Below are 23,983 nucleotides of genomic sequence, written 5' to 3' on the forward strand. Positions count from 1 at the left end.
ATACTGACTGCTTTTCCGGTTATGCTTTCATGGGAATAAAATGTATACTTTCTTCATCTTCCGGATCAAGCGAAACACTTTGTGTAGTGGCTTTTCCCTGTCCCCAGGCAAATGCCAGCGGTAATATGAACAGGGCTGCAAAAGTAGAGGCAATCAGCCCTCCTACTACGGCACGGCCCAGTGGTGATGACTGATCGCCGGCTTCACCCAGCCCGCTGGCCATCGGGATCATACCAACCACCATGGCTAATGCTGTCATCGCAATAGGGCGCATACGCAGTGCGGCTGCTTCCTTTGCCGATACCATCGCATTACCGTTGGTCTTCCTGATCTGCTCTGCATTGGTGATCAACAGTACGGCATTGGAGATAGATACCCCTACCGACATGATCATACCCATGTAAGATTGCAGGTTCAGCGTAGAACCGGTCATCATCAGCAGTGATAATGATCCCAGCAGTACAGCCGGCACAGTGGCCAGTACGATCGCAGATACTTTAAACGACTGGAAGTTGGCCGCCAGCATCAGGAATATCACTACTACCGCTACCATCAGACCTCCCTGCAAACTACCCAGGGTATCAATAAGCGTACTGCTCATCCCGATCAATTCCACGTTCAGCCCGCGTGGCAGCTCACCCAGGGAGCTAATGGCTTTTTGCACATCTTTCGATGCAGCACCCAGGTCTTTTTTATTCAGGTTAGCCGTTACCGTTAGTATCGGCAGGGCACCCAGATTGTCATTTTCTCCATAGGTGGTTTCAGGACTGATAGAGGCCACATCACTCAGGATAGGTCTGGATGAATTCTTCAGCAAAGGTATCTCTCCTATGTCATTCTGGGAAGCCAGTTTATTTTCCGGCACCTGTACCTGTACGTTGTAGCTCAGTCCGGCTTTTTCATCCACCCAGATATTTTTTTCCGTCAGCCTGGAAGAGGATGTGCTGGCAATGAGTGAGCGGGAAACATCGCCTACGTCTACACCCAGCTGTGCCGCCCTTACCCTGTCGATATTGATGTTGAGCGCGGGGTAGTTAACAGACTGTCCGAGCTGTACGTCACGCAGGTAAGGGATTTCCTTCAGCTTCGCCACCATTTTCCTGGCATACTCTTCGTTCACCTTTTTATTTCTTCCGGCAAAACGTACCTCGATGGGTGTAGGTGAGCCCTGGCTCAATATTTTATCGGTCAGCTCGATGGGTTCGAAGGAAAGTTTCATGACAGGGTCTATCTTATTTACCCGGTCTCTGATCTTATCTTTCAGCTCGTCGAGATTGGTATGATATTCTTCTTTTAAGGCCACCTGCACTACCGATTCATGCGGACCTGCCATCCAGAGGAAGATAGGCGCGGTAGAGAACAGCTGCGGGTGTGTACCCACAAATGCGGAGGTGATGGACACATTTTCTTTACCAACGATATCGTTGACCGCATTGACTACTTCTATGGTTTTTTTCTCTGTTTCCTCGATGCGGGTACCATCCGGCTGGCGCAGCCTTACCTGGAACTGGCCACCGTTTACTTTAGGCAGTACGTCCCTGCCGATGATGCCCATCTGGAACACGACGATCAGTCCGACGATGAGCAGATAAGCGGTTACGATTATTTTCCGGTAAGGCATCATGCGGTCTATAAAGCGGAGGTAACGGGCACGTATCCTTTCGAAGCGGCTGATTTTTCCGTCGCGGTTGCTGTCTTCCCTTTCCACCAAAGCTTTTTTCTGACCCCAGGTATTCCCTTCTCCCTCAGGAGTGAGACCGCAAGCTGCAAACTCTTCCTGGTCGTTCATTACAGAGCCGTCTTTCTTTTTGTGGTGTTTGGTTTTCATGATCCAGTTGGCCATCACCGGTACAAAAGTTTGTGCCAGGAAATAAGACACGATCATGCTGAAACCAATAGCCAGTGCCAGCGGCAGGAACAGAGAGCCGGGTATGCCACCCATGGTAAAGGCAGGTGCAAATACGGCCAGAATACAGAAGAGGATGAGCAGTTTAGGGAAAGCGATTTCCTTACAGGCGTCCCAGATGGCCAGGGACTTGGGTTTGCCCAGGTCCAGGTGCTGGTGGATATTTTCGATCGTCACGGTACTTTCATCTACCAGAATACCGATGGCCAGTGCCAGGCCGCTCAGGGTCATGATATTGATCGTTTGACCAAAGAGGCTCAGGAAGAGGATACCGGAGATGATGGAGGTAGGGATGGTGAGGATAACGATCAGCGCGCCGCGGGCATCTCCAAGGAACAACAGCACCATTAAACCAGTGAGGATCGCGCCGATCACACCCTCTGACAACAGGCTTTTTACGGAATTGATCACATAAGTGGACTGGTCAAATTCGTAGCTCAGTTTCACATCTTCGGGCAGCTGGGCCTGTATTTTGGGCATTGCCTTTTTCAGGTTCTGTACCACTTCCCAGGTAGAGGCGTCGGCTGCTTTGGCGATGCTCACGTATACAGAACGTTTACCGTTGATGAGCGCATAGCTGGTGCTCACGTCGGCACCATCTTCTACTGTGGCCACATCGCGGAGGTACAGGTTCTGTACACCGTTTTTAAACAAGGGAATATCTTCAAAATCCTTTACTGTTTTGACAGTGGTATTGGCAGGCGTGATATAGTTTTTAGTGCCGATACGTACGTTTCCGGAAGGCGCGGTCTGGTTGTTGAGCCGCAGGGCTTCCACCAGCTGATCTGGTGTCATGTTGTGGGAGCGCAGCAATTCAGGGTCTGCCTTTACCACCACAGTGCGCATGTTACCACCGAAAGGCGTGGAGCCTACCAGGCCTGGGATGGAGGTAAAAGAAGAACGTACATATACGTTGGCCAGATCGAGCAGTTCGTTGTTGCTGCGTTTGTCACTGCTGAGTACCAATTGTCCTACCGGCAAGGTAGAGGCGTCGAAACGGATGATGAAAGGCGGATTGGAGCCAGGTGGAAAGATGGCCTGGATACGGTTGGAGAAGGCGCTCACCTCAGCGGCCGCCTGGGCCATGTTGGTACCGGGATAGAAGTTGATTTTGATCAGCGTCAATCCTTGTATGTTCTTCGTTTCCACACTTTTCACCCCGTTTACAAACAACAGGATATTAATATATTGTTTACCGAAGAAAGATTCCATCTGGGTGGCAGTGTATCCACCAAATGGATGCGAGAGATAAATCACCGGCATGTCCAGCTTCGGGAAGATATCAATTTTGATCGTGGTGACCGCTTTGATACCGAAGAAGAACAAGCCCGCCACCATCACCAGGATGGTGATGGGTTTACGAAGTGCGAAACGAATAAGGTTCATACTATCTGTTTATGAAATGTCATTTGTCTGTGGCCGGCAGTTTTTAAATGCCGGCCACCTATATCCAACCGTTAGAGTTCTTTTTGAAACAGGTTAAAATCACCGGAGGCAGAAGCTTTCAGGAGCAGGGCCTGCCACACGTTGCTGTAGGCGATGTCTCTGTCTGTTTCCGCTCTGATGAGCACATACAGCGCCTGTGTCACATCTACCAGATTGGTAAGTCCGTTGCGGTAGAGGACAGATTTCTGCAGGTAGGCGTCTGAAGCGGCTTTTACCTGTGCAGGCACTTCCCGGTAATTGTCGAGGGCATTGGCAATTTTAGTATCTGACAGTTGCAGTTGAGCACGCAGCTGTTGCCCAGTCAGATCATATTCTGCCTGCAACCCTGTACTGATCTGCTTCTGCGCTTTCACCTGCTTGGAGATGCGCAGCGGCTGTGTAAGGTTCCAGGTAACGCCAACGCCTATCAGATAATTGGTGCGGGTAGGTTTTACGCCATCCCAGTACCCTTGCGTATAGGCATCTGATTTCAGCGGACCGTATCCCGGCTCAAAACCGGAGCCTCTTGTCTGCATCACGCCCACCAGTGAAAACACGGGGTAGCTGAAGGTTTTGTAGTATTTGGACTGTTCGTCGCTCAGCGCGATACGGCTTTTGTACCATTGCATCAAAGGATGGTTTTGTACATCGGATGTATCGCTGAGGAACGCCGGCACGCGGGACACAAAAAAAGTATCGAGGCTGAAACTGGCTGGTGGTACACCCATCAGCTGGGCCAGCAGATTGGATTGTGTCTGTTCAAAGTCAATAGCTCTGGTGAGTGCGATCTTTGCGCTGGACACTTCGGCATTGGCTTGTGAGGAATCCACTCCGGCACTCAGTCCGTTTTTTACGCGGGTGACTACCACCTGCCGGAAGGTGTCTGCCCTGCTCAGGTTTTTCTGATAAGACAGCGTCAGCTTCTGCGCTGCTACCAGGTTTAAATAAGCAGCAGCCACCTTCACTTCGTGCTGAAAGATTTCCTGGTGCCAGTCTTTACTGTCACGGTCTGCCACGGCCTGGGCTGTTTTAATCTTTTCCTTGGCGCGGCCAAAAGCAAAGAAGTCCCAGTTAATATTAGTCAGGTATAAACCACCGAAGGCGGCATTCCAGTTCTGGTCGGGCATAGCAGCACCGGAAGAGGCAACGCCTAATCCGCCAAAGCCATACAATGGCCCGTTCTGGCCGTTGATGGTACCGTAATTCTGTTGCGCCGATACGTTCAGATTAGGGAGATAGTCCCGTTTGGCCTGTTCCACGCTCGTTTTGGAAGCTGCTGCATAGCTGGATTTGGCCTTAATGGTACCATAATTATTTACAGCCGTTTGTATAGCATCCTTGAGTGTCAGTACCTGCTGTGCTTTTGCGGGTGTTGCAAACACACCGGCCAGCAAAAGCAGGATCAGCCATCGTTTATTTCCAATCATGTAGGGAGAATTTTGCAGCATGGTATAACTAAAGTTGATATTCCGGATACAAAATGACTCCATCATTTTGAAGCAATTTTGAAGTAGTCAACTTTTGTTACCAAAAAGCAAAAAAAAACAGGAGAGGCTCTTTAAAAGTCTCTCCTGTACTAACTTTCAGACCACCCACAAACACGGTGGCCAGGGAATATTTTTATGCGGATTGCATTTCGGCCGCTTCAAATTTATCTTGTAACGCTTCATCGATCACACTATCCGGGCAGAAATCTACCTGCAGGATATGCAGCGGTGCTTTATAGCGGTAAGACACGCGGAAATCGCATACCTCACAGATCTGTTTTACAATTGCCAGCCCCAGCCCTACGCTTTCGCTACACTGGTTGCTTTTACGGAAACGTTCAAACAGCTCTTCCGGCGGGGTTTCCGGTGGAAGGCCTGTATTTTTGATCACCAGCTTTTTATGGGTGAGAATAATATCGATGGTACCGTCCTGTATATTATGACGGATAGCATTGCCCAACAGATTATTCATGAGCATGTCGGCCAGTACAGGATGTATTTTCAGCAGGATGTTTTTATCCAGATTCCGCTTTACCTCGATGTTCTTCATTTCCAGGCGGTCTTCATAGGCGGCCAGTACATCTTTGGCCACGCGGCAGAATTTGATATGCTCTGAAACCGCAAACTCATTATTTTCCAGCTTGGACAGCAATATCAGCGAGCGGTTGATTTTGGATAGCTTCTCCACAGCATGATGCATATCGGCAATCAGCGCTGCCTGACCTTCATCGATATCAGATTCGCTGAGCAGTTCCAGTTTGCCCCTTAACACTGCCAGCGGTGTTTGCAGCTCGTGGGAGGCATTTTCACTGAATTCCTTTACAGCGGTATATTCATCTACGGCCTTGTCTGTCATTTTCTTCAGGAACGTGTTAAGCTCTTTGAACTCTACAGTATTCGTTTCCGGGAAGGCTATTTTCTTTTTCAGGTCGAAGTTGTGGATTTTTTTCATGGTCTGTCGCAGCGTGTGCAGGATGTGCTGTGACAGGAAACGGGCAGAGAGGGCCACACAAAGGATGATCAGCAGCAGTTTCCAGGCCACGGTATCCAGGATGGCGTTGAGTATCTGGCGGGAAGCCGGAATATAACTGGAAGAGGTCACCTGATAATGTTTACCATTGACGGTATAATAGGAGTTGACGGTAAGCCTGCTTTCAAGACTGTGGCGGTTACCATCCGGGTCAGGATCTTTTCTGATCAGCACACTGTCATTGGGCAACGCCGCCAGCTGTGTCACCACGGTTGGTGAAGTGTCCCGTAACTGACCGGGCGCAATGCCATTTCCCAACCTGGCGGCAGTGTGTTCGTTCACTGCTTTCAACCTAGCTATTTCCACATCATCAATCTTCTTCTCTATATTATTCAAACAAATATAGGAAGTGATAGGTGTTGTAATCACGATCACACTGATAAACCACAAGGTGAACTTATCGACCAGCTTCATGTTTTGGAAGAATTAAATTTATAACCAAGGCCATATACCGTATCTATATAATCTGCTCCGTTCGCTGCGCTTATTTTCTTGCGAAGATTCTTAATATGTTGATATACGAAGTCAAAATTAGCCAAATTATCGGTATAGTCGCCCCAGAGATGGGTGGCGATGGATTGCCGGGAGAGGACCCTGTTTTTGTTGACCACCAGATACAGCAGCAGGTCAAATTCCTTACGGGTGATGTCCAGCAGACTGCCGTGTACGGTTGCCTCCAGCGTATCGGTATTTAGTGTGATCTCATTGAATGTGACGATATTACTGCCTGACAGTTGTTTGCGGCGGTAGATAGCCCTGAGACGGGCATGCAGTTCGGGCAGGTGAAAAGGTTTGGTGATGTAGTCGTCTCCCCCACCTTCGAGGCCGCGGATTTTATCGTCCATGGCGTCTTTGGCCGAGATAATGAGTACGCCGCTCTGAATACCCTTTTCCTTCATGAATTTCAGCAGTTCCAGCCCATTCCCATCCGGCAGCATAATGTCCAGCAATACACAATCGTAAGAATAAAGCAGTAATTTCTCCTGTGCCTCATCAAAACTATATGCCAGCTCACAGATATATCCTTCCCTTACCAGAAAATCGTGAATACTGCTGGCTATTTCCTTATTATCTTCTACAACTAACACCTTCATAACTGTGATACCGAAAGTTGTTCTTTTGATGCTTGCTGATGCTCCTGTAACTGTGATGGATCAGATGATCCTTGACACTCCTGATTAGCGGAAGATCAGCGGGTTTTAAAATATTGATAAAATGCTAATGTATGGCGGAATTTTGAAGCAATCTTGAACTGTGATGGGTTTGATGTTTTTTGCTGCTCCTCATGAGCGAAGACCATATATTTTTTTTATCTTATTTATTTAATACTGATTTATATTTATCATAAGTAAATCGTTACAAAACTAGGGCGAATTTTTTATATTCGCATTGATCTACGCTCATCAGAGCATCAAGGATCATCAGATCTATCATAGTTATGAAAGCAGTATCTTTTATATTAGCTTTATCGGCTATATTGATAACCGGCTCTGCCTGTCAGAGTCAGCAGAAAAAAACGCAGACTATGAATACCGCCGCATCCGCCAATCCGTACTATTCCCGTACAGACACCGAGAAACTGCATGTCAGCAATGCTGAATGGAAGAAGGTCCTGCCACCGGAACTTTACGCCGTGGCCAGGGAACAGGCTACTGAACGGCCTTTCTCCGGTAAATACTGGGATAGCGATGTGAAAGGTACTTATTATTGCGCTGTGTGTGGTAATGCCCTCTTCCGTTCCGATGCTAAATTTGCCAGCAGCTGCGGATGGCCCAGCTTCTTTGAAGCAATCCGTCCTGGCAGTGTTATCTACCGGGAAGACAACTCCCATGGCATGCACCGGACCGAAGTGATGTGCGGACGCTGTGAGTCGCATCTGGGGCATATCTTCGACGATGGACCTCCGCCCACACACAAAAGATTCTGCATGAACTCTGTATCGCTGGACTTCGAGCCAGAGCAATAACCGGACTGATTACGGTCTGGCATATACGCCGATCAGACTACCGCCATTTTTATAGCGGTTGGGGATTTTTTACATCATGGTTTTGATGAGACGACCGAGTTTTCGGATAGCCTGCTCTATATTTTTATTCCAGTTTTTATTACAGCTGATACGGATATAGTTACGGAAGCCGCCTGTGCTGGAAAACAACGGTCCGGGTGCTATATTAATCTGACTGTCCAGTGCCATCTTCTGCAACCTGAGGGCGTCTATCCGTTTGTCCAGCTCCACCCACAATACCATTCCCCCATCAGGATGACTGATACGCGTACCTTCCGGAAAATATTGTTCAATATGCTGAGCAGTAAGCAATACCTGCCGATGCAGCAGGGGACGCAGTTTCCGCAGATGCCGCTGATAGGTGCCGCTGGTAAGGAGATCTACCAGTGACAGTTGTAATACCGAAGCGGTGGCTATGTTGGTGGTGGCTTTTAACTGCGCCACCTTCTCCATAAATCGCCCCGGCGCACACCAGCCAATGCGATAGCCGGATGCCACCGTTTTTGAAAAAGAGGCACATAACAATACCCAACCATGTTTATCATAGGTTTTGATAGTGGTGGGCCTTGTGGCACCGAAATACAGTTCTCCATATACGTCATCTTCGATAACAGGCAATTGCTGCTCCCAGGCAAAGTTTGCGATCCATCGTTTCTTTTCATCAGACAGCACCACGCCGTTGGGGTTGTTGAAGTTGGAGGTAAACAGACAGGCAGCGATGTCATATTGTGCTACAATTTCTTCCAGCTGCTGCAGATTGATCCCTTCTTCCGAATCACAGGGCAGCTCTATCACTTTCAGCTCCAGTTGCTCGAGGCATTGCAGGATACCGTAATAACAGGGTGATTCCACCACTACTGTATCGCCCGGTCGGGTGACGGCCCGCAGGCTCAGGCACAGCCCTTCCAGCGTACCGTTGGTCACCAGCACATCTTCTGCAGCGAGAGCACCATTCCAATAAAAGGAAAGCCGCGCTATCTGTTCCCTTAAAGTCTGGTTACCGTAAGTAGATTCATATTGCAGGTGCAGACCGGTAAGGTCGCGGGAAGCTTTCTGCAGGCTACGCCGGATGGCGTTGAACGGGATCATATGCGTTTCCAGCGAAGCGTTGAAGAAAGAGATAAACCCCGGCGGATAAGGACCTGCATCTACCGGCATTTTGCCGATGATACGGCTGACATTAACCTCCCTGACGGCAGGCGCTGTGGTGGCTGTTTCGGGAAGATCCCCATGAGCCCCTGATTTACGCAGCGCCACATAACCCGATTTCTCACGGGCAGACAGCAGCCCCTTGTCTGTCAGCAAAGCATAGGCCTTTAAAGCAGTGCCTACGCTGACTTTAAAATGATCACTTACTACACGCAATGAAGGCAGTTTCTCCCCCAACGGGTAGGTATCATTATTGATCAGGGTTTCTATCCTGTTGGCGATATCAATGTATTGAAAGTCTTTCATCTGTTACACTAAAATATTCAAATTCTGTATCTGTTACAGTTTCCTGAAAGTAAATAATTTTGAGGAAACAGTGATAAAAAAACAGATATCGCCATGGAAATAGTAAACAGCCACAGCACAGACATAGACGCCATTTTTCACCTTTATGATGAGGGCACCAAGTTCCAGGCATCCCGCTTTATCCGGGTATGGCAAGGTTTTGACAGGGAGATGGTAGAAAAGGAGATCGCGGAAAACAGACAATGGAAACTGGTGGTGGACGGCCGGATCGTATGTGTGTTTGCCACCACTTTTAATGATCCGTTGATATGGGGAGAGAAAGACGAAGAGCCCTCGTTGTACATACATCGTATTGCTACCCATCCGGATTATCATGGACGCGGGTTTGTGAAACATATTGTAGAATGGGCCAAGGCATATGGGCGGCAGCATCAGCGTCAGTATCTGCGACTGGACACCGGCAGCGGCAATGAGCGGCTCAACAACTACTATGTCAGCTGCGGATTCACCTATATGGGTGTAAGAGCGATCCCTGATCCGGAGGGCTTGCCGGCGCATTACCGGAATGGAGGCTTCAGTATTTTTGAAATCAAACTGTAACAGTTATCTTTCCGCTATATGAAAACTTACTATCTACCTTTACTGGCAGCCTTCCTTAGCAGCTGGCTGCCATCCGGCCGGGCCCAGGCTCAGGAAGCCGACAGCCTCTCCTTTTGCAAAAGCGGTGCTTATGCCATGAGTGACGGCAGCCAACTGATCATCTCTCCCTCCTATCTGCCGGACCTCCGCTACCGCCGTACAGACGGCACTTGCGGCAGACTGTTCCGACAACCGGACAGCAGCTATCAGTCCGGGCCGGGATGGGCCAACCCGAAAAATCCGGACGTTTTTGCCCGCTTCGGCAATTGCGCTGACGGAACAATCACCCTGCGGGAAAAGGATAAAACCACTACCGGAAAACGTATATCCTTCCCGGTTATACCCTTACATGTCACCAGCCGCGAAGTAACCCTTTACGGAGAGCTGCACCTGCCTCCCAACAATAAGCCTCGTGCCGTGCTGGTATTACATTTCGGCTCAGGAGGGGAATCGGCTGTATATTATAACTATCTGCAGCACCTGTTGCCTTTGAGCGACATTGCCGTACTGGTATATGATAAAAGAGGTACCGGTAAGTCTACCGGCCGGCTGAGCGCCAACTTTGAGCTACTGGCCGCCGATATGGCGGAAGTTGTGAAGGCCGTACGGCAGTTGCCCGCTGTAAAAGGCCTCCCGGTGGGTCTGATGGGCGAAAGCCAGGGTGGTTGGATCGTTCCGCTCACCGCCTCCCTGACAAAAACCGATTTCCTCATTGCCAGCTACAGCCTGCTGATACCGCCCCGGGAAGAGAACAGGCAGGAAGTGCTGCACGATTTACACCAGCAGCATTATAGCAAAGAAGAGATCGCACAGGCCATGGAAGTGGTAAAAGCGACCGACCAGGTGGCCCGTACAAAATTCGCCGGCGGCCTGGAACAACTCGCAGCCCTGAAAGCCCGCTACAGTCAGGAGAAATGGTATAAGGACCTGAAAGGCGATTACACCGGCATCATTCTCAACTCCAGCAAGAAGCAGCTGGATTCCATCAAAACTATCTTCCCTGTGGACATCCCCCTGGACTACGATCCGCTGCCCGCCTTCCGAAAGGTAAACGTTCCGATGTTATGGGTTGTTGCCGGCCAGGACACCGAAGCCCCCAACGAAGCCACTATTGCTGCCCTCAAGAAAGATCTGGTACAGCGTAAAAACATAGACCTCGTTATTTTCCCTCACGCAGACCATGGTATCATCGAAATGAAAGATACGCCGGAAGGCCCGGTGGCACTGGGCCGCCAGTCACCCGGTTATTTTGATTTGCTGAAAGACTGGATACTGACAAGGGAAATCCGCAAACAGTATGGCGAAGCCTTGCAGTTCACGCATTCTTCAAAACACTGATTTTCAGTTTTTTGAAGAAATTTCAAAAATTTTGTCCAAAACCTGTCTTATTCTGTTGCAACTAGTTGTTATCTGGATATAACCTTTTAATTTTAAAGCCATGAAGAATTTTTTGTTTTTATTCAGAAATGATACTAATCTGCCAAAACGTTCACCGGAAGAAATGCAGGCCACTACCAAATTATGGATGGACTGGATTGGCAGTATCGCTGCACAGAACAAGCTGGCAGACCGTGGAAACCGACTGGAACCAAATGGTAAAGTATTAAGACCAGGTAACGTCGTAACAGATGGTCCTTATACAGAGATCAAGGAAGCCCTGGGTGGTTATACCATGGTGAAAGCCGCTTCCATGGAAGAAGCTATGGAACTCGCCAGCGGATGCCCTATCCTGCAACTGGGCGGTAATGTGGAAGTAAGAGAAATCAGTATTTTATAATCATCTGCTTAAAATCAACAAGCCTATGTAATATTGCAGTATTACATAGGCTTTTTTGTTATGGAAGAAAAAGAACTGCTCCCCCATCTGTTCAGGACGGAATACAGTAAGATCACCGCTGTATTGTGCAAACTGCTGGGATTTGAACATCTGGATATTGCCGAGGATATTGCCAGTGACACTTTTTTGTCTGCCTCCGAAACCTGGGGTATTAAGGGTTTGCCGGAAAATCCGGCTGCATGGCTGTACACGGTTGCCAAAAACAAGGCAAAGAACCATCTGAAACATCAGGCGGTATTTCAGGAGAAGGTAGCAGTACAATTAAACCGGGCCGCCACCAGCGAAGTACCAGACATAGATCTGTCTGCCCAGAACATCAAAGACAGCCAGCTTCAGATGATGTTTGCCGTATGCCACCCGGCTATTTCGGTAGAGTCGCAGATAGGGATGGCCCTGCGTGTATTGTGTGGTTTTGGTATCAATGAAATAGCAGACGCGTTTCTCACCAATAAAGATACTATCAACAAACGTCTATTGCGGGCTAAGGAGAAGCTAAGGGAAGAACAGATCAGCATTGCCTTTCCGGGTGAAGCAGAGATAGCCGGCCGGCTGGACGCTGTACTCAGGACCTTGTATCTGTTGTTTAACGAGGGATATTTTTCTGCCAGCCATGATCATTCACTTCGTAAAGAGCTTTGTCTGGAAGCCATGCGCCTCACTTTCCTGCTGACAGAAAATGAGAGCACCAATGCCCCTTCCGTGAATGCGCTGCTTTCCCTGATGAGCTTCCAGGCTTCACGCTTTGAAGCGCGGACCGATGCCAGCGGTGACACCGTTTTATATGACGACCAGGATACCAGCCTGTGGGATGATGATCTTATCCGGCAGGGAGAATACTTTCTGAACATGGCATCCAAAGGGAATACCCTTACCAAATACCACCTCGAAGCAGGCATTGCCTACTGGCATACCATCAAAGCAAACACTCCTCAGAAATGGGAAAATATTCTGCAACTCTATAATCATCTGTTGACAGTAGAGTACTCTCCTATAGCCGCACTCAACAGGACCTACGCCCTCTCCCGTGCCAACAGCAAAGAGGCCGCCATTAAGGAAGCCCGCAAGCTGGAGCTGAATGATCATTACCAATATCATCTGCTTCTGGGCGAATTATATGCGGGCATAGATAACAAGGTAGCCATTGCTTCTCTTGAGAAAGCCCTTACATTAAGCCATTCAGCTGCTGACAAAAAAGTAATCACCCATAAAATAGAACTGCTCAGGGAAACTGCGTGACCTGTTGCACCACCATCGTATACAGTTTTTGTATCAGTTGCGCTCTATGTTGCTGAAAGGCTGCTTCATCAGCCTTCAGGATGGCGGCTGCCACCAACGGGAGTTGCAGGGTAGCAGTTATCTCTTCTGTAACAACAGCGGGGTAAAAACTACAGGCCACATCAAACCCTTCCCAGCCTTCAAAAGACAACCACTCGCTCACGACCATCAGGCAATATGGACAGGGATGCAGTTGTTGTTTCAGCTCATCCAGCGGTAACCAGTAGTTTCTTTTCAGCTGCGCTGCTTCTTCAATAGCCAGACAAATTTTGTCAAGGGCTGTTTCGTGATCGTTTTTGTATTTACGCAATATCCTTTCCGTTAGTGTAAAACGGGCTTCCTCTATGCCTGCCAATGTTTTGGCAATATCATACTGATGCTGTTCCAGCTGCTGCTGCACCAATTCCGGCGAAGCATCCGTTTTGCCCAGGACAACAGCCTTTATTTCGGCCTTAAACAACGCCGCTGCAGCAGCCACGTCACCATTCGTTTTGCTAAGCAGCATCTGCGCATGCCGGATACCAACGGGAAAGTATGTACGTAGTTCGTCTATCTCCTGTTTTCTTTCCATCATACTGCAAAATAAACAGAAAATATCCTTTTCCCTAAAACCATTGACAGGTCTGCAACGGAAGGTTATCCCCTCTCCATCAAACTTCTTTGTTTTAAAAATATAATTCCTGACTCCCCACGATTCTCCGGATATCTGTCAGACAACACCATCATCACCTCAATTTTTATCTTCCCATTCTGCAACACCCATCTTTACCGAAAGCCTTGTTGGTATTGAAAGTTATCCCTTTCTTCGCCGAAAAAAACATGCAGGACTTACTCTATATTAATGATGAAAATGATAACAGTTGCCTTGAATCCTTCCGGCATATCGCCGAAACACTGATGAACAGGCATCTTTTTAAAGTGAGGAATCAATACTACCGGATCGTGGATTGTGAGTTTTACTACAACAGCAGGCAACATAACGATCCCTACGCCTCAACACATGAACAGTCCGGCAGTTCCGGTGAATGGAACTTCCATGGCTCCGGAATGGACATCACCCTCAGCGGCCAGCATACTTTTGGTGGCATCATGATCCAGGGCATCGCTGCCGTAGCAAACGGGCACGAAGTACCCTCCAAAGACAACGCTACCTCCGGCCCTTTAAAAGTATGTTCTGAAATTTTTCAGCATGTCGGCAGTGTATGGGCAGCTACTCCGTTACACTTCGGACTGGTACCGATAGAACAATCTATTGGCCGCGGAGCCATTGAGGCGGCTATATTTTCCGTTCCCCGGATAGGGCTGAATATCACAAAAGATAACCATGGTAATTTCAGTAAAAGACCGTACCGGTTTCTTACCTTTCTGCATCTTCCGCACAAGGAAGGAGAAAAAATAAGAAAATACCTGACACTGGAAGCAGACGAGGCTATCAGCCCGGTAGCTTACCAGGCGTATAATACGGGGAGGAAGTGGTGATGGATTGTATATTTCTACTTAAGCAATTCATTGATACCCACAAAACGATACCCTTTGTCTTTTAAGGACTGGATAAGAACATCGAGCTTGTTGTAGAATTTATCTGTGCGGGCAGGGTCGGTACCAATATGCATCAACAGCATAAAACCATTGAGTCCTGCAGGTTGTGCAGCCTCATACTGCATGATGGAGTCATAGATCTGATCTGAAGTGCGATAACCTTTCATGGCAGGTGTGGTATAGTCTGCGTTGGAGCGTGTGCCGGGTGTGAAGTTCACCAGTTGCAGTCCTTCTTCCCGGGTCCATTCCGCGATGGTATCATTGTACCATTCGTAGGGCGGTAAAAAGTAGGGAGCTGCCGTCTTTTTAATGCCTAATGTTTCCATTCTGTGATAGTTGGCTGAAAGGTCCTGCTGAAAGGCTTTCCGGGATATCAGCAGGCTGTCGCGTTTTTGCCAGTCGCAGTAAAGCGGATGCTGATCAGAGTGCGGCCCGAGATAATGTCCATCGGCCTGCAGTTGTTTGATCAGCGGTTGAAAGGCCGGGTTACTATAAAATTTTCCTGTCAGAAAAAAAGCGGCGGGTACCTGATACTGTTGTAATACCCGTCGTATCACAGGTCCACCATCCGCAAACTCGTCACCAGTAAATACGAGTGTGAGCGTTTTGTGACTGGTGTTTCCGCGGATGATGGCACCATGAGCATAGGTACCGGCAGATGCGGAGGGTACCGCTGGTTTTGAGGGCGCAGCGGGCGTTTTAGCAGGAACGGCTTTATGTGCTTCGTTATCCATGGCAGCCAGCAGATAAACCAATGAAGCGGTACCGTCCATGGTAGGCTCATTGGTGCTGTAGTCGCCGAAGTCGTCATGATATACGGCCAGATCGCTCTGGAATTCAACGTAGGCATCGGGTTTGGACAGTTTAATGCCGATGAGGTTCTTGTAAATATTCGTATATACGGGACCGTCTACCAGGCCTCCATCAATCGGATAATGTCCCAGGTGCGTGAATGCAGAATGCGGATCTTCCGGTGTATCACCCTGTGCAGGCAGGCCATACACCATGCTGGTACCCCATGGATTGCAACCAAACAGCCAATCGAAGTTGGCCTGTTCCAGTGCTTCAAATGCCTTACTACCGGTGAGCTGCCGGTACCAGTAACACTGAATGGCAAATGAAGTGGTCAGGTTATTACTGCACCATATAAAAGGGATGTAACGATAAAAAGCGTTATTTTTTGCTTTCTGCCATACTTTTTCTATGCCCGTTTTATAATATCCGGTAATGGTTTGTTTGTCTTTGTTACTGAGTTGTTTGGCCAATTCATAATGTCCGAGGTTGATGAAAGGGTACCACTGATAATGATGGGCGGTATCCGATCCCAGCCAGGGTGTAATTTTCTCCTGTTCGGCGTAGGCGAGCGCCTGTTGCCGGTATACATCCTTTTTACCGATATGATATAACGAAGCCGCGGCCAGTTCCATATCATCGACCCAGTTATCTTCCGCATAGATATAGGGAGAGAGCACAGAAGCCGTCTGGCAGACACCGGGCTGTTTCAGTCCCATAGCATAAGCTGTAACAGCTTTCTGTTGCAGGATGCCAGCATAAGCAGCATCCTTATTACGGAGCAGCTGGTATCCGAGTGCAAAAGCACTGGCAAACTTACCTGCAGTAGACGCCACGCCGGTGGTTTTGTTCATGAATTTACCCCTGACCTGTGGTTGACCGGAGCAGAAATATACCGGCCGCTCAAACCCTCTGCCATAAAAGTCATCTTCTTTAGGCAGGCGCATGCCGTGGTGGTCGCGGTCGTCGGCGATCTGGTTAAACATCCAGGTATCACGCGGATGCATTTTCAGCAGCCAGTCGAGCCCCCAGCGGGCTTCATCAAGTACATCAGCTACCTGGTTGCTGCCCTCCAGCCCGTTGGCCGCATAGTGATCACCAAATACCTGCGGGAAATCACGATACGCTGCCAGCAAATGATAGGTAGCATTGGCTGACGTAGTGGAATATTGCAGATAGTCACTGGCATCATGCCAGCCACCAGCCACATCGAGATGCGTACTGTCAGACATAGGGCCATACAACGTATAGCCGTCATGGGTATGACAGGAATCTTTCAGGAAAGGATTAAACCAGCTACGTTGCTGACGCATATAACGCAGCACAAAGTCTGCTGTGCCGGCATAAACGTTGCCGGCTATACGAAAATAAGGCGACTTCGCCTCCCCCGCTTTCAGATAATAAGTCCCGGAGCGTTTCCAGGTGCTGAAATCCAGCCGGGCCGTCTGGTTAAACGGGCCATAATGTCCGAATGCCTTGCCTGTCCCCGCGGAAAACACTACGCTGCCACTGGCAGAATCCACCAGCTGGAAAGCAGACGGCACCACCGTTCCTTTACTACCCCATACAGCCACTTTAATGCCCCCGGGGAGGTAACCGAGCTGGTTAATCCTGATCCAGGAGCTGGTAGCCGCAAAAGCATTTGTTGTAGCGAGTCCGGCCAGCGCAAGGGCGCACATTATATTTTTCAGCTTGTATTTCATTATTCTAAATTACGAATCCCAGGACTAAAGTCCTGGGCTAAAATTGTTGAATGATGCGGCGGGGGTTTATGGATAGTTAGTCATTTTTTTTGCAGTATTCTTTCATTGTGGATCTAGTATTGTTGCGCTTTTTCTTTTTTTCTCTTATTGCTTTTATTGCTTTTATTGTTTTTGTTGCTTTTGTTGCTTTTGTTGCTTTTGTTGTTCTTATTGGAGCGGGCCTCTTATTGCAACTCTCCTGATATGTATACCCGGACGGCCTTGTACTGGCGGTTGAAGACAAGGATGTCTGCACGGCAGCCAGGTTCTATACGGCCGCGGTCTTTGAGGCCCATCAGGGTGGCCGGGTAGAGGGTGGCCATACGCAATGCTTCATCCAGTGGTATATCTGCATGCTCCACACAACGTTTTACTGCTCCCAGAAGCGTGAGCCGTGAGCCGGACAGCGTGCCGTCGGGCAGGGTGAAGCGGTCTTCCTGGGCCACATGCTGGTAGTCGCCTTCACGATTGGTTTCTACAGCATCGGTAATCAGGAAGAGGCGGTGGCCCAACATTTTTTTACCGATGATGAGTGCGCTATCATCCACATGAATATTATCGGCGATGATGCTGGCATATACACCGGCATTACAGAAGGTAGCACCAGGCAGGCCGGTATCACGGTGATGCAGTGAGGACATGGCATTAAACAGATGTGTTACTGCCTTAACACCATTCATAAAACCCGCGGAGGCCTCTTCGAAAGTGGCGTTACTATGTCCGGCAGACACCACCACGCCCTGTGCATGCAGGTAACGAATGATAGCCGGATCACACATCTCAGGTGCCAGCGTGATCATCTTCACCACTCCCCTTGCCGCGGCCAGCAAGTCTTCTACCTCCTGCATTTCGGGACGTTTGATGTATGCCTGGATATGGGCGCCCTTTTTTACCGGGTTGATATAAGGACCTTCCAGATGCATGCCCAATACAGCGGGATGAGGGTTTTCCTGTACTATCGAAATACATTGCTTGAACAGGTCAATGCTGTTGGTGGCCAACGTAAGCAGGAAACCTGTAGTGCCATTTTTCACTAGTGCACGCGTCATCGCCTGCAGCGCTGCTACAGATGGTTGGCTGGAAAACAGGTAACCACCACCACCATATATCTGCAGGTCCAGCAGGCCCGGCGCAATGAACTGCCCTCCACAGTCGATGATGGCCGCATGGGCAGGCACTTCACCAGGATTTACCAGCGCCAGTACCTGCCCATGTTCCAGTAATAATGTTTTTCCGGTCAACACCTGTGTGCCGGTAAAAATGGTTCCGTTAGTGAAAGCAGTGAGCATAAGTCTATTTTAGTTCCAACCCGGGTTCTGTTTAAGGTCTGTCCCCTGGTCTTTGTACAGCTTGATCTGGTCGAGTGGCAAAGGATCCAGGTATACTTTCGGATCGTTAAAGATACGTTGTGAACTGGCCTGTACCGCGGGCATCATATACCCTTCCGATGCATTGTTCTCCAGCACTACATTCAGTTTGGATGAATAATCAGATTTTTTGATCCATGCACCCAGGTTAATGTCCTTGTTGGTCCTGGTGTCTACATAGGCCAGTTTGCTCCAGCGGCGCAGGTCATCGTAGCGGATGCCTTCCATCATCATCTCCACCCTGCGTTCACGCCGTATCTCCCAAATCATGGCAGGTACGGTCTGATCGCGGGCGGGGTCGTCGTATACCTGGCCATTGATGGCCGGCAGCACGCCCACGACCTGTAAAGCAGGCATATTGATTCCCTGTCTGCTTCTCAACTGGTTGATGGAACGGTCCAGGTCAGCTTGCGTTAAGATACCTAATTCTGCGCACGCTTCTGCATAATTCAGCAACACTTCTCCATAACGGATAACGGGAGCATCCGTAGGATTCAGCATAGACGTGCCTTCCAGCTTATCTTTTATTTCATCATTTAAAAATTTCTGTACGGCATAACCGGTGGTGGAAGGCTGTCCGATCAGGCCATTGAGCCGCAAGGCTTTTACAAAGGTTTCGTACATCCGCGGATCGCGGTCGGTCATCACAGCATCGATGGTCTTATCTCCTTTATACAATGCAGAAACGCGGATGGGCAGGCCGTCCTTGCACAGATAAGACTCGACCGCATTTTTGCTGGCGCCGGTTTGTCCTTCTGTATTGACATAACTCATGAGGGCATGCGTGAGGATACCGGTTTCATAACGGCGATAGAGAATCATCTCCTGGTTACCGGCCAGATCGAGGGAGCTGAAAAGCGCACGGTAGCCACGGCCCAGCGTATAACCACCTTCATTGATCACCTTATCTGCTGCCCAGCGGGCTGCTTCCAGGTATTGTTTTGCCTTTTCGCTGTTATTCTCCCGGTACTTCATCCAGGTGCCTTCAAACAAAAATATTTTAGACATATAAGCCAGCACCACGTATTTGTTGATCGTCAGTCCCGGCTCTCCATCGCTCTTGCGTACATTCTCCGCCGCAAACTTAAAATCGGCCAGCACACTGTCCATCACCTGTGCTCTGGGGTCACGCGGGCGGTACAGCTCTTTGATATCTGTTTCTTCCAGCACTTTTCCATACCAGGGCACATCACCAAACCTATTGACCAGCGAAGCATATTCCAGCCCTCTGAAAAAACGGCCTATGCCTTCCCAGTGTTTCATGGCTGCATCATCCATGGTGGCCAGGTGTATTCTGTTGAGAAACAGATTGGCTTTTCGCACATAGCCAAAACTCCAGCCACCACCGGAGGCAGGAATATTCTGGGTAAACTGTGAAGGTGCCGTCGGTGCAAAATCATCATTCAGTGACTGGCCTGAGAAATATTTACCCCAGGTCCAGCCAGAGCCATAGCCGGAGAAATAGTTGGTATAAAAGCCCCAGGCAAAAGTGCGAACAGCCTGTTCATTGGTCCAGTATTCCGGGTCAGTCATCCTGTCCGGCGGCAGCCGGGTAAGGAAGTCGTCCATCGTGCGTTTACATCCGCCGGCCAGCAGCATAATGCATAACAACAGGTATAATTTCTTTTCCATCTTCAGGTATTTAAAAGTTAAAAAGTAACCTGCAGGCCACCAGAGAAAGACCTGCGGTAAGGATACACACGGCCATAGCCGGAAGGATCACTGTCGAGCTGAGACTGATTAAAATCCACTTCCGGGTCTATCGGCGCTTTCAGATGATCAAACTCAAAGAGGTTTTCCCCGCTGAAATACAGGCGAACCCTATCGAGGTGTATTCTTTTGGTGAGAGATGATGGTAGTGTATACCCTACCGTTATATTCTTCATTCTGAGATAAGCCATATTGAGCAGGTACCTTGTCTGCGGCTGATAGTTCCAGCGGTTGATAGTGCCGCCATAAGAAGCAGGACGGGGATAAAACGCATTGGGATTATCCGGTTTCCAGTAGTCCATACCGTTTTTATACCAGGCCTCGCTGGCATTGAAGCCGGGGAAAACGATAGGTCCGGTGGCCCAGAAGTCTCTTTTACCTACACCCTGGAAGAATAAATCGAGATCAAATCCTTTCCAGTCGGCACTGATACGCACACCGTAAAGATAACGGGGGGTGGAGTTGCCGATGATCTTTTTATCTCCGGGGTCTTCTACCGTATTGGAACCGTTGAAGATGACAGAGTCGCCGTTGAGGTCTTTGTATTTCACGTCACCGGGGCCGAAGAAAAAAGGTGATGTCTCCAGTTTTTTCTGAGAGGCAATACCAGGCTTGGGAATCCAGCGTCCGTTGGCATCTTTACCCATAAAATCATCTTCCGTGAAAAGGCGGTCGGTCACATATCCCCATATTTCTCCTACGGTCATTCCTTCATAATAAGTACCGTTGGCTTCTTCTATGGTGCCAGGTAACGCTCTGGTAGCGCTGGAGAAGCGGGTGATTTTTTCCTTCACATCTGAAAGTGTGGCCATCACACCAATGTGCAACCCGTTACTGAACGTATGGCTAAAATCGATGCCCAGCTCCCAGCCGGTGCCCCGCATCTCTCCGAAGTTACGTACCGGCGCACTGGCCCCGAAAGAAGACGGCAGCGTGACACCTGCAGTGATCATATTGGCGGTAGTACGCTGGAACCAGTCGAAAGTGATGCCTACCTTATCTTTCAGCAGTCGTATATCCGTGCCGATGTCCAATGTGCGGACAGTTTCCCAGGTAAGGACAGGCGACAAAACAGTGGGTGTGCCCATCATGACCTGATTAGCTCCGGGCAGCAGCCAGTTGGAATTGGAAGCAGACATGGTAGAAAGGAAACGGTTGGAGCCCACTACCTGATTGCCGATGGAACCATAAGAACCTCTGATTTTGAAAAATGACAGCTCATTGCGCAGTGGTTTCATGAAAGGCTCTTCACTGATAACATAACCTGCAGATACCGAGGGAAAGAAACCCCATTGGTTATTGCGCGGAAAACGGGAGGAGCCATCATAACGTCCGTTTACTTCGAGGAGGTATTTGTCTTTATAAGCATAGTTAAGGCGACCGAAGAAACCGAGGGTAGACCAGGCATTGCTGGATCCATCTACAAACTGGTCGCCGGTGGCCAGTGGTATTTCACCTTTATCGGAAGATAGCAGTCCTCTTCTTTCAGAAGACTGGTCGGTAAATTTATACAGCTCAACATCACTGCCGGCGATTACTTTAAAAGCGTGATCTTTAATATTTTTCACATAGGTAGCGAAAGCCTTGCCGGTATTGATGTTGCTCCAGCCGGAATAATAGCGGACCTTGTTTTGCGAAACGTTCTGGTATTGCTGATATTCAAGATTTCTGCCATTGTAGGACCAGAAATTCCATCCCATAGTGCCACCACCGGTTTGATGCAGATGCCTGTTGGTAGAAGAATAGGTATAGTCTGCATCAATTGTGAGGCCCTCGATTACTTTGATGGTGGTACCTACCGACAGTCTGGACAGGTTACTTTTATCTTCATCCAGACTGGCCTGTTTCACCTCTGTGGGCGCACTTCTGAAGTCTTTTCCCTGATAGGTACCATAGGGATAAGTAGCCGGCCAGCGGTACAGGTAATACCAGGGGTTGTAAGCACCGCTGCTGAAATTATAGGGTGTAGTCGTCGTTGTGTTGGACACCAGGATTTTACTGCGGATGTCCACCCATTGATTGACAGTGGTGTTGACGCCGAGGTTGAGGTTGTAGCGGGTATATTTATCCGGATTGACTTTGATCACGCCTTTCTGGCTGAGATAACCGAGGCCGAGATTATAGCTGGTGCTGGCACTTCCGCCGCTGACGTTGATATCATGTTTTTGCTGGGGAGACCAATCACGCATATACATTTTACCGGCGTCCCAGGGGCGGTAGAAGTATAGTCTGCCACCGATGGTGTCGAAGTCGCGGCCCATCACCATTTCATCGCCGAGGTTTTGGCCGCTGTATTGTTTTTCCCACTCGCGTATTTTCCGGATGGAGGCATCATCATACCACATTCCCAATACACCAAACTGTTGAGCATCGGGGTTAGCACGGCGCAGAGCAGCGAGGGTGGCTTCGGCTCCTTCCGCCCCACCGGCGATTTCAGGTAGCACAGTTGGTTTGGCCCAGGACATATTATTGGAATAGGAAATGCGGGCGGCCGTATTTCTTTTGCCCGTTTTGGTGGTAATGAGCACTACGCCGAAAGCGCCGCGGGTACCGTAGATAGAGGCAGATGCCGCATCTTTCAGCACAGAAATAGACTCAATATCTTCGGGGTTGATCATCTGCAGACTGGGGATCTCCACGTTATCTACCAGTATCAGTGGTTTTGCGCCGGTATTGCCGGTATTGAGCGATCCGCGCAGTCCTCTGAGACGGATACGGGGCTCCTGTCCCAGGTCTCCTGAGTTGGTGGTAATAGTAAGTCCCGGTACCACGCCCTGCAGTCCGCGGGCCACATCTGTGATAGGGCGGGAACGCAGATTTTTCTTTACGTCTACTGTAGATACAGCCCCGGTGAGGTCCATTTTTTTCTGGGTACCGTAACCTACTACCACCACATCATTCAGACCTGTCACATCTACAGCCATCTGCACATTGAGGACGGTAGCTCCCGGAACGGGCATCTCCCTGGTTTGAAAGCCCAGGGAGGAGAAGATGAGTACTGTTTCTTTATCTACATGGATAGAATAGTTGCCGCCGGCATCTGTGACTACCCCTTTGGAACTGCCTTTGATGCGTATGTTCACACCCGGCATGGGTGCACCTTCTATCGATGTTACGCGGCCCGATACGGGGCCTGGCCCCGGTGGTCTCACTACAGGATGAGATGTGGCAGGGACTTTCAGCGCAGGTGGCTGCTCATTTCTGAGCAGGATGATATGATTGTCATTCTGCCGGAAGATGATCTGCCTGGAGTCCAGCAACAGGTGTAATACTTTGTCTACTGTGGTTTCGCGGGAAGAAAGAGAGACCTTCTCCTTCAGCCAAAGCTGATCGGGGTTATAGACAAAACTGAAGCTGGTGGCAGTTTCTATTTTCTTCAGTACCGCCTTAAGCGGTTCATTTTTTACATCCAGGCTGATTTTTACATCTTTCAGCATTTGAGCGTTGGAGGTACGTGCTTCCAGGGTGGCACAGAGCATACAGCCAAACAGCATAAGCATTGATGAGTAGCGCATAAGCTTAAACAGGATTCGGATAGAGGGCCGTCCGAGGCGTGCATGGCTGCCGGGCACAGGCTCTCCCTTTGTAAAAATTTGCATAATTTTACATGGGTTTTATTTGATTCATGAACATAGAACTCACCTGAACCGCCCTGTTACCGCAGGTCGGTTCATTAGTTTTCGCCAGATAACAGCAATATGGAGCCAGTACCTATGAAGGCGGTTTAGCAGCAGGAGAATACATCGCTTTTACATTTTGGTTGTCACTGATAGA

General features: G+C 49.1%; 16 protein-coding genes. 6 read left to right on the plus strand and 10 right to left on the minus strand.

Annotation, left to right across the window (positions count from 1 at the left end; genetic code table 11):
- Positions 1-19: 19 nt before the first annotated feature.
- The 4 genes from KD145_RS05260 to KD145_RS05275 all read right to left on the minus strand — a co-directional run bounded on the left by KD145_RS05260 (position 20) and on the right by KD145_RS05275 (position 6,942).
- Positions 20-3,292, minus strand: coding sequence for an efflux RND transporter permease subunit (locus KD145_RS05260; RefSeq protein WP_212004860.1), 3,273 nt, complete (start codon positions 3,290-3,292; stop codon positions 20-22).
- A gap of 71 nt (positions 3,293-3,363) precedes the next feature.
- Positions 3,364-4,824, minus strand: coding sequence for a TolC family protein (locus KD145_RS05265; protein WP_249219742.1), 1,461 nt, complete (start codon positions 4,822-4,824; stop codon positions 3,364-3,366).
- Between the two features lie 127 nt (positions 4,825-4,951).
- Positions 4,952-6,262, minus strand: coding sequence for a HAMP domain-containing sensor histidine kinase (locus KD145_RS05270; protein ID WP_212004861.1), 1,311 nt, complete (start codon positions 6,260-6,262; stop codon positions 4,952-4,954).
- Entirely contained in the window at positions 6,259-6,942 is a 684-nt protein-coding gene (locus KD145_RS05275) for a response regulator transcription factor (RefSeq protein ID WP_212004862.1), read from the minus strand. The genes KD145_RS05270 and KD145_RS05275 overlap by 4 nt, the downstream gene beginning before the upstream one ends.
- 431 nt (positions 6,943-7,373) lie before the next feature.
- Here KD145_RS05275 and msrB point away from each other — a divergent pair, with 431 nt between their 5' ends.
- Positions 7,374-7,814, plus strand: coding sequence for a peptide-methionine (R)-S-oxide reductase MsrB (gene msrB / locus KD145_RS05280; protein ID WP_161964285.1), 441 nt, complete (start codon positions 7,374-7,376; stop codon positions 7,812-7,814).
- A gap of 69 nt (positions 7,815-7,883) precedes the next feature.
- Here the strand turns inward: msrB and KD145_RS05285 are convergent, their stop codons facing one another.
- Positions 7,884-9,308, minus strand: a complete 1,425-nt coding sequence (locus tag KD145_RS05285) for a PLP-dependent aminotransferase family protein (protein ID WP_212004863.1) — start codon at positions 9,306-9,308, stop codon at positions 7,884-7,886.
- A gap of 93 nt (positions 9,309-9,401) precedes the next feature.
- On the opposite strand from KD145_RS05285, the gene KD145_RS05290 reads away from it, so the two are divergent.
- The 4 genes from KD145_RS05290 to KD145_RS05305 all read left to right on the plus strand — a co-directional run bounded on the left by KD145_RS05290 (position 9,402) and on the right by KD145_RS05305 (position 13,020).
- On the plus strand, positions 9,402-9,908 hold the full coding sequence (locus KD145_RS05290) for a GNAT family N-acetyltransferase (RefSeq protein WP_212004864.1): 507 nt from the start codon (positions 9,402-9,404) through the stop codon (positions 9,906-9,908).
- An 18-nt stretch (positions 9,909-9,926) separates the two neighbouring features.
- Positions 9,927-11,285 (plus strand): S9 family peptidase, encoded by a 1,359-nt coding sequence (locus KD145_RS05295; protein WP_212004865.1) that lies wholly within the window; start codon positions 9,927-9,929, stop codon positions 11,283-11,285.
- A 100-nt stretch (positions 11,286-11,385) separates the two neighbouring features.
- Positions 11,386-11,724, plus strand: a complete 339-nt coding sequence (locus tag KD145_RS05300) for a YciI family protein (protein WP_212004866.1) — start codon at positions 11,386-11,388, stop codon at positions 11,722-11,724.
- A 60-nt stretch (positions 11,725-11,784) separates the two neighbouring features.
- A complete protein-coding gene (locus KD145_RS05305; RefSeq protein WP_212004867.1) occupies positions 11,785-13,020 on the plus strand; it encodes an RNA polymerase sigma factor in 1,236 nt (411 codons plus the stop codon).
- Here KD145_RS05305 and KD145_RS05310 read toward each other — a convergent pair.
- Positions 13,004-13,633 carry a hypothetical protein gene (locus KD145_RS05310; protein ID WP_212004868.1) on the minus strand — a complete coding sequence of 210 codons (630 nt, stop codon included), beginning with the start codon at positions 13,631-13,633 and terminating at the stop codon, positions 13,004-13,006. The two genes, KD145_RS05305 and KD145_RS05310, sit on opposite strands and share 17 nt — an antisense overlap.
- Positions 13,634-13,878: 245 nt before the next feature.
- On the opposite strand from KD145_RS05310, the gene KD145_RS05315 reads away from it, so the two are divergent.
- Complete coding sequence (locus tag KD145_RS05315) at positions 13,879-14,538, plus strand: hypothetical protein (RefSeq protein WP_212004869.1); 660 nt, start codon at positions 13,879-13,881, stop codon at positions 14,536-14,538.
- 14 nt (positions 14,539-14,552) lie between these two features.
- Here the strand turns inward: KD145_RS05315 and KD145_RS05320 are convergent, their stop codons facing one another.
- The 4 genes from KD145_RS05320 to KD145_RS05335 form a co-directional block, all read right to left on the minus strand.
- A complete protein-coding gene (locus KD145_RS05320; protein ID WP_249219743.1) occupies positions 14,553-17,093 on the minus strand; it encodes a glycoside hydrolase family 9 protein in 2,541 nt (846 codons plus the stop codon).
- A gap of 224 nt (positions 17,094-17,317) precedes the next feature.
- Positions 17,318-18,421, minus strand: a complete 1,104-nt coding sequence (nagA, locus tag KD145_RS05325; protein ID WP_212004870.1) for an N-acetylglucosamine-6-phosphate deacetylase — start codon at positions 18,419-18,421, stop codon at positions 17,318-17,320.
- A 9-nt stretch (positions 18,422-18,430) separates the two neighbouring features.
- Positions 18,431-20,131 carry a RagB/SusD family nutrient uptake outer membrane protein gene (locus KD145_RS05330; protein ID WP_212004871.1) on the minus strand — a complete coding sequence of 567 codons (1,701 nt, stop codon included), beginning with the start codon at positions 20,129-20,131 and terminating at the stop codon, positions 18,431-18,433.
- A 17-nt stretch (positions 20,132-20,148) separates the two neighbouring features.
- Entirely contained in the window at positions 20,149-23,808 is a 3,660-nt protein-coding gene (locus KD145_RS05335) for a TonB-dependent receptor (protein ID WP_212004872.1), read from the minus strand.
- Positions 23,809-23,983 lie beyond the last annotated feature (175 nt).

The sequence above is a fragment of the Chitinophaga sp. HK235 genome, assembly GCF_018255755.1.
In the GTDB taxonomy this organism is placed as follows: Bacteria; Bacteroidota; Bacteroidia; order Chitinophagales; family Chitinophagaceae; genus Chitinophaga.

Coding starts and splice junctions, on each gene's coding strand:
- nagA (WP_212004870.1), bottom strand. CDS start 18,421: ATGCTCACTGCTTTCACTAACGGAACCATTTTTACCGGCACACAGGTG.
- KD145_RS05320 (WP_249219743.1), bottom strand. CDS start 17,093: ATGAAATACAAGCTGAAAAATATAATGTGCGCCCTTGCGCTGGCCGGA.
- msrB (WP_161964285.1), top strand. CDS start 7,374: ATGAATACCGCCGCATCCGCCAATCCGTACTATTCCCGTACAGACACC.
- KD145_RS05330 (WP_212004871.1), bottom strand. CDS start 20,131: ATGGAAAAGAAATTATACCTGTTGTTATGCATTATGCTGCTGGCCGGC.
- KD145_RS05275 (WP_212004862.1), bottom strand. CDS start 6,942: ATGAAGGTGTTAGTTGTAGAAGATAATAAGGAAATAGCCAGCAGTATT.
- KD145_RS05290 (WP_212004864.1), top strand. CDS start 9,402: ATGGAAATAGTAAACAGCCACAGCACAGACATAGACGCCATTTTTCAC.
- KD145_RS05315 (WP_212004869.1), top strand. CDS start 13,879: ATGCAGGACTTACTCTATATTAATGATGAAAATGATAACAGTTGCCTT.
- KD145_RS05300 (WP_212004866.1), top strand. CDS start 11,386: ATGAAGAATTTTTTGTTTTTATTCAGAAATGATACTAATCTGCCAAAA.
- KD145_RS05295 (WP_212004865.1), top strand. CDS start 9,927: ATGAAAACTTACTATCTACCTTTACTGGCAGCCTTCCTTAGCAGCTGG.
- KD145_RS05285 (WP_212004863.1), bottom strand. CDS start 9,308: ATGAAAGACTTTCAATACATTGATATCGCCAACAGGATAGAAACCCTG.
- KD145_RS05335 (WP_212004872.1), bottom strand. CDS start 23,808: ATGCAAATTTTTACAAAGGGAGAGCCTGTGCCCGGCAGCCATGCACGC.
- KD145_RS05260 (WP_212004860.1), bottom strand. CDS start 3,292: ATGAACCTTATTCGTTTCGCACTTCGTAAACCCATCACCATCCTGGTG.
- KD145_RS05310 (WP_212004868.1), bottom strand. CDS start 13,633: ATGATGGAAAGAAAACAGGAGATAGACGAACTACGTACATACTTTCCC.
- KD145_RS05305 (WP_212004867.1), top strand. CDS start 11,785: ATGGAAGAAAAAGAACTGCTCCCCCATCTGTTCAGGACGGAATACAGT.
- KD145_RS05265 (WP_249219742.1), bottom strand. CDS start 4,824: ATGATGGAGTCATTTTGTATCCGGAATATCAACTTTAGTTATACCATG.
- KD145_RS05270 (WP_212004861.1), bottom strand. CDS start 6,262: ATGAAGCTGGTCGATAAGTTCACCTTGTGGTTTATCAGTGTGATCGTG.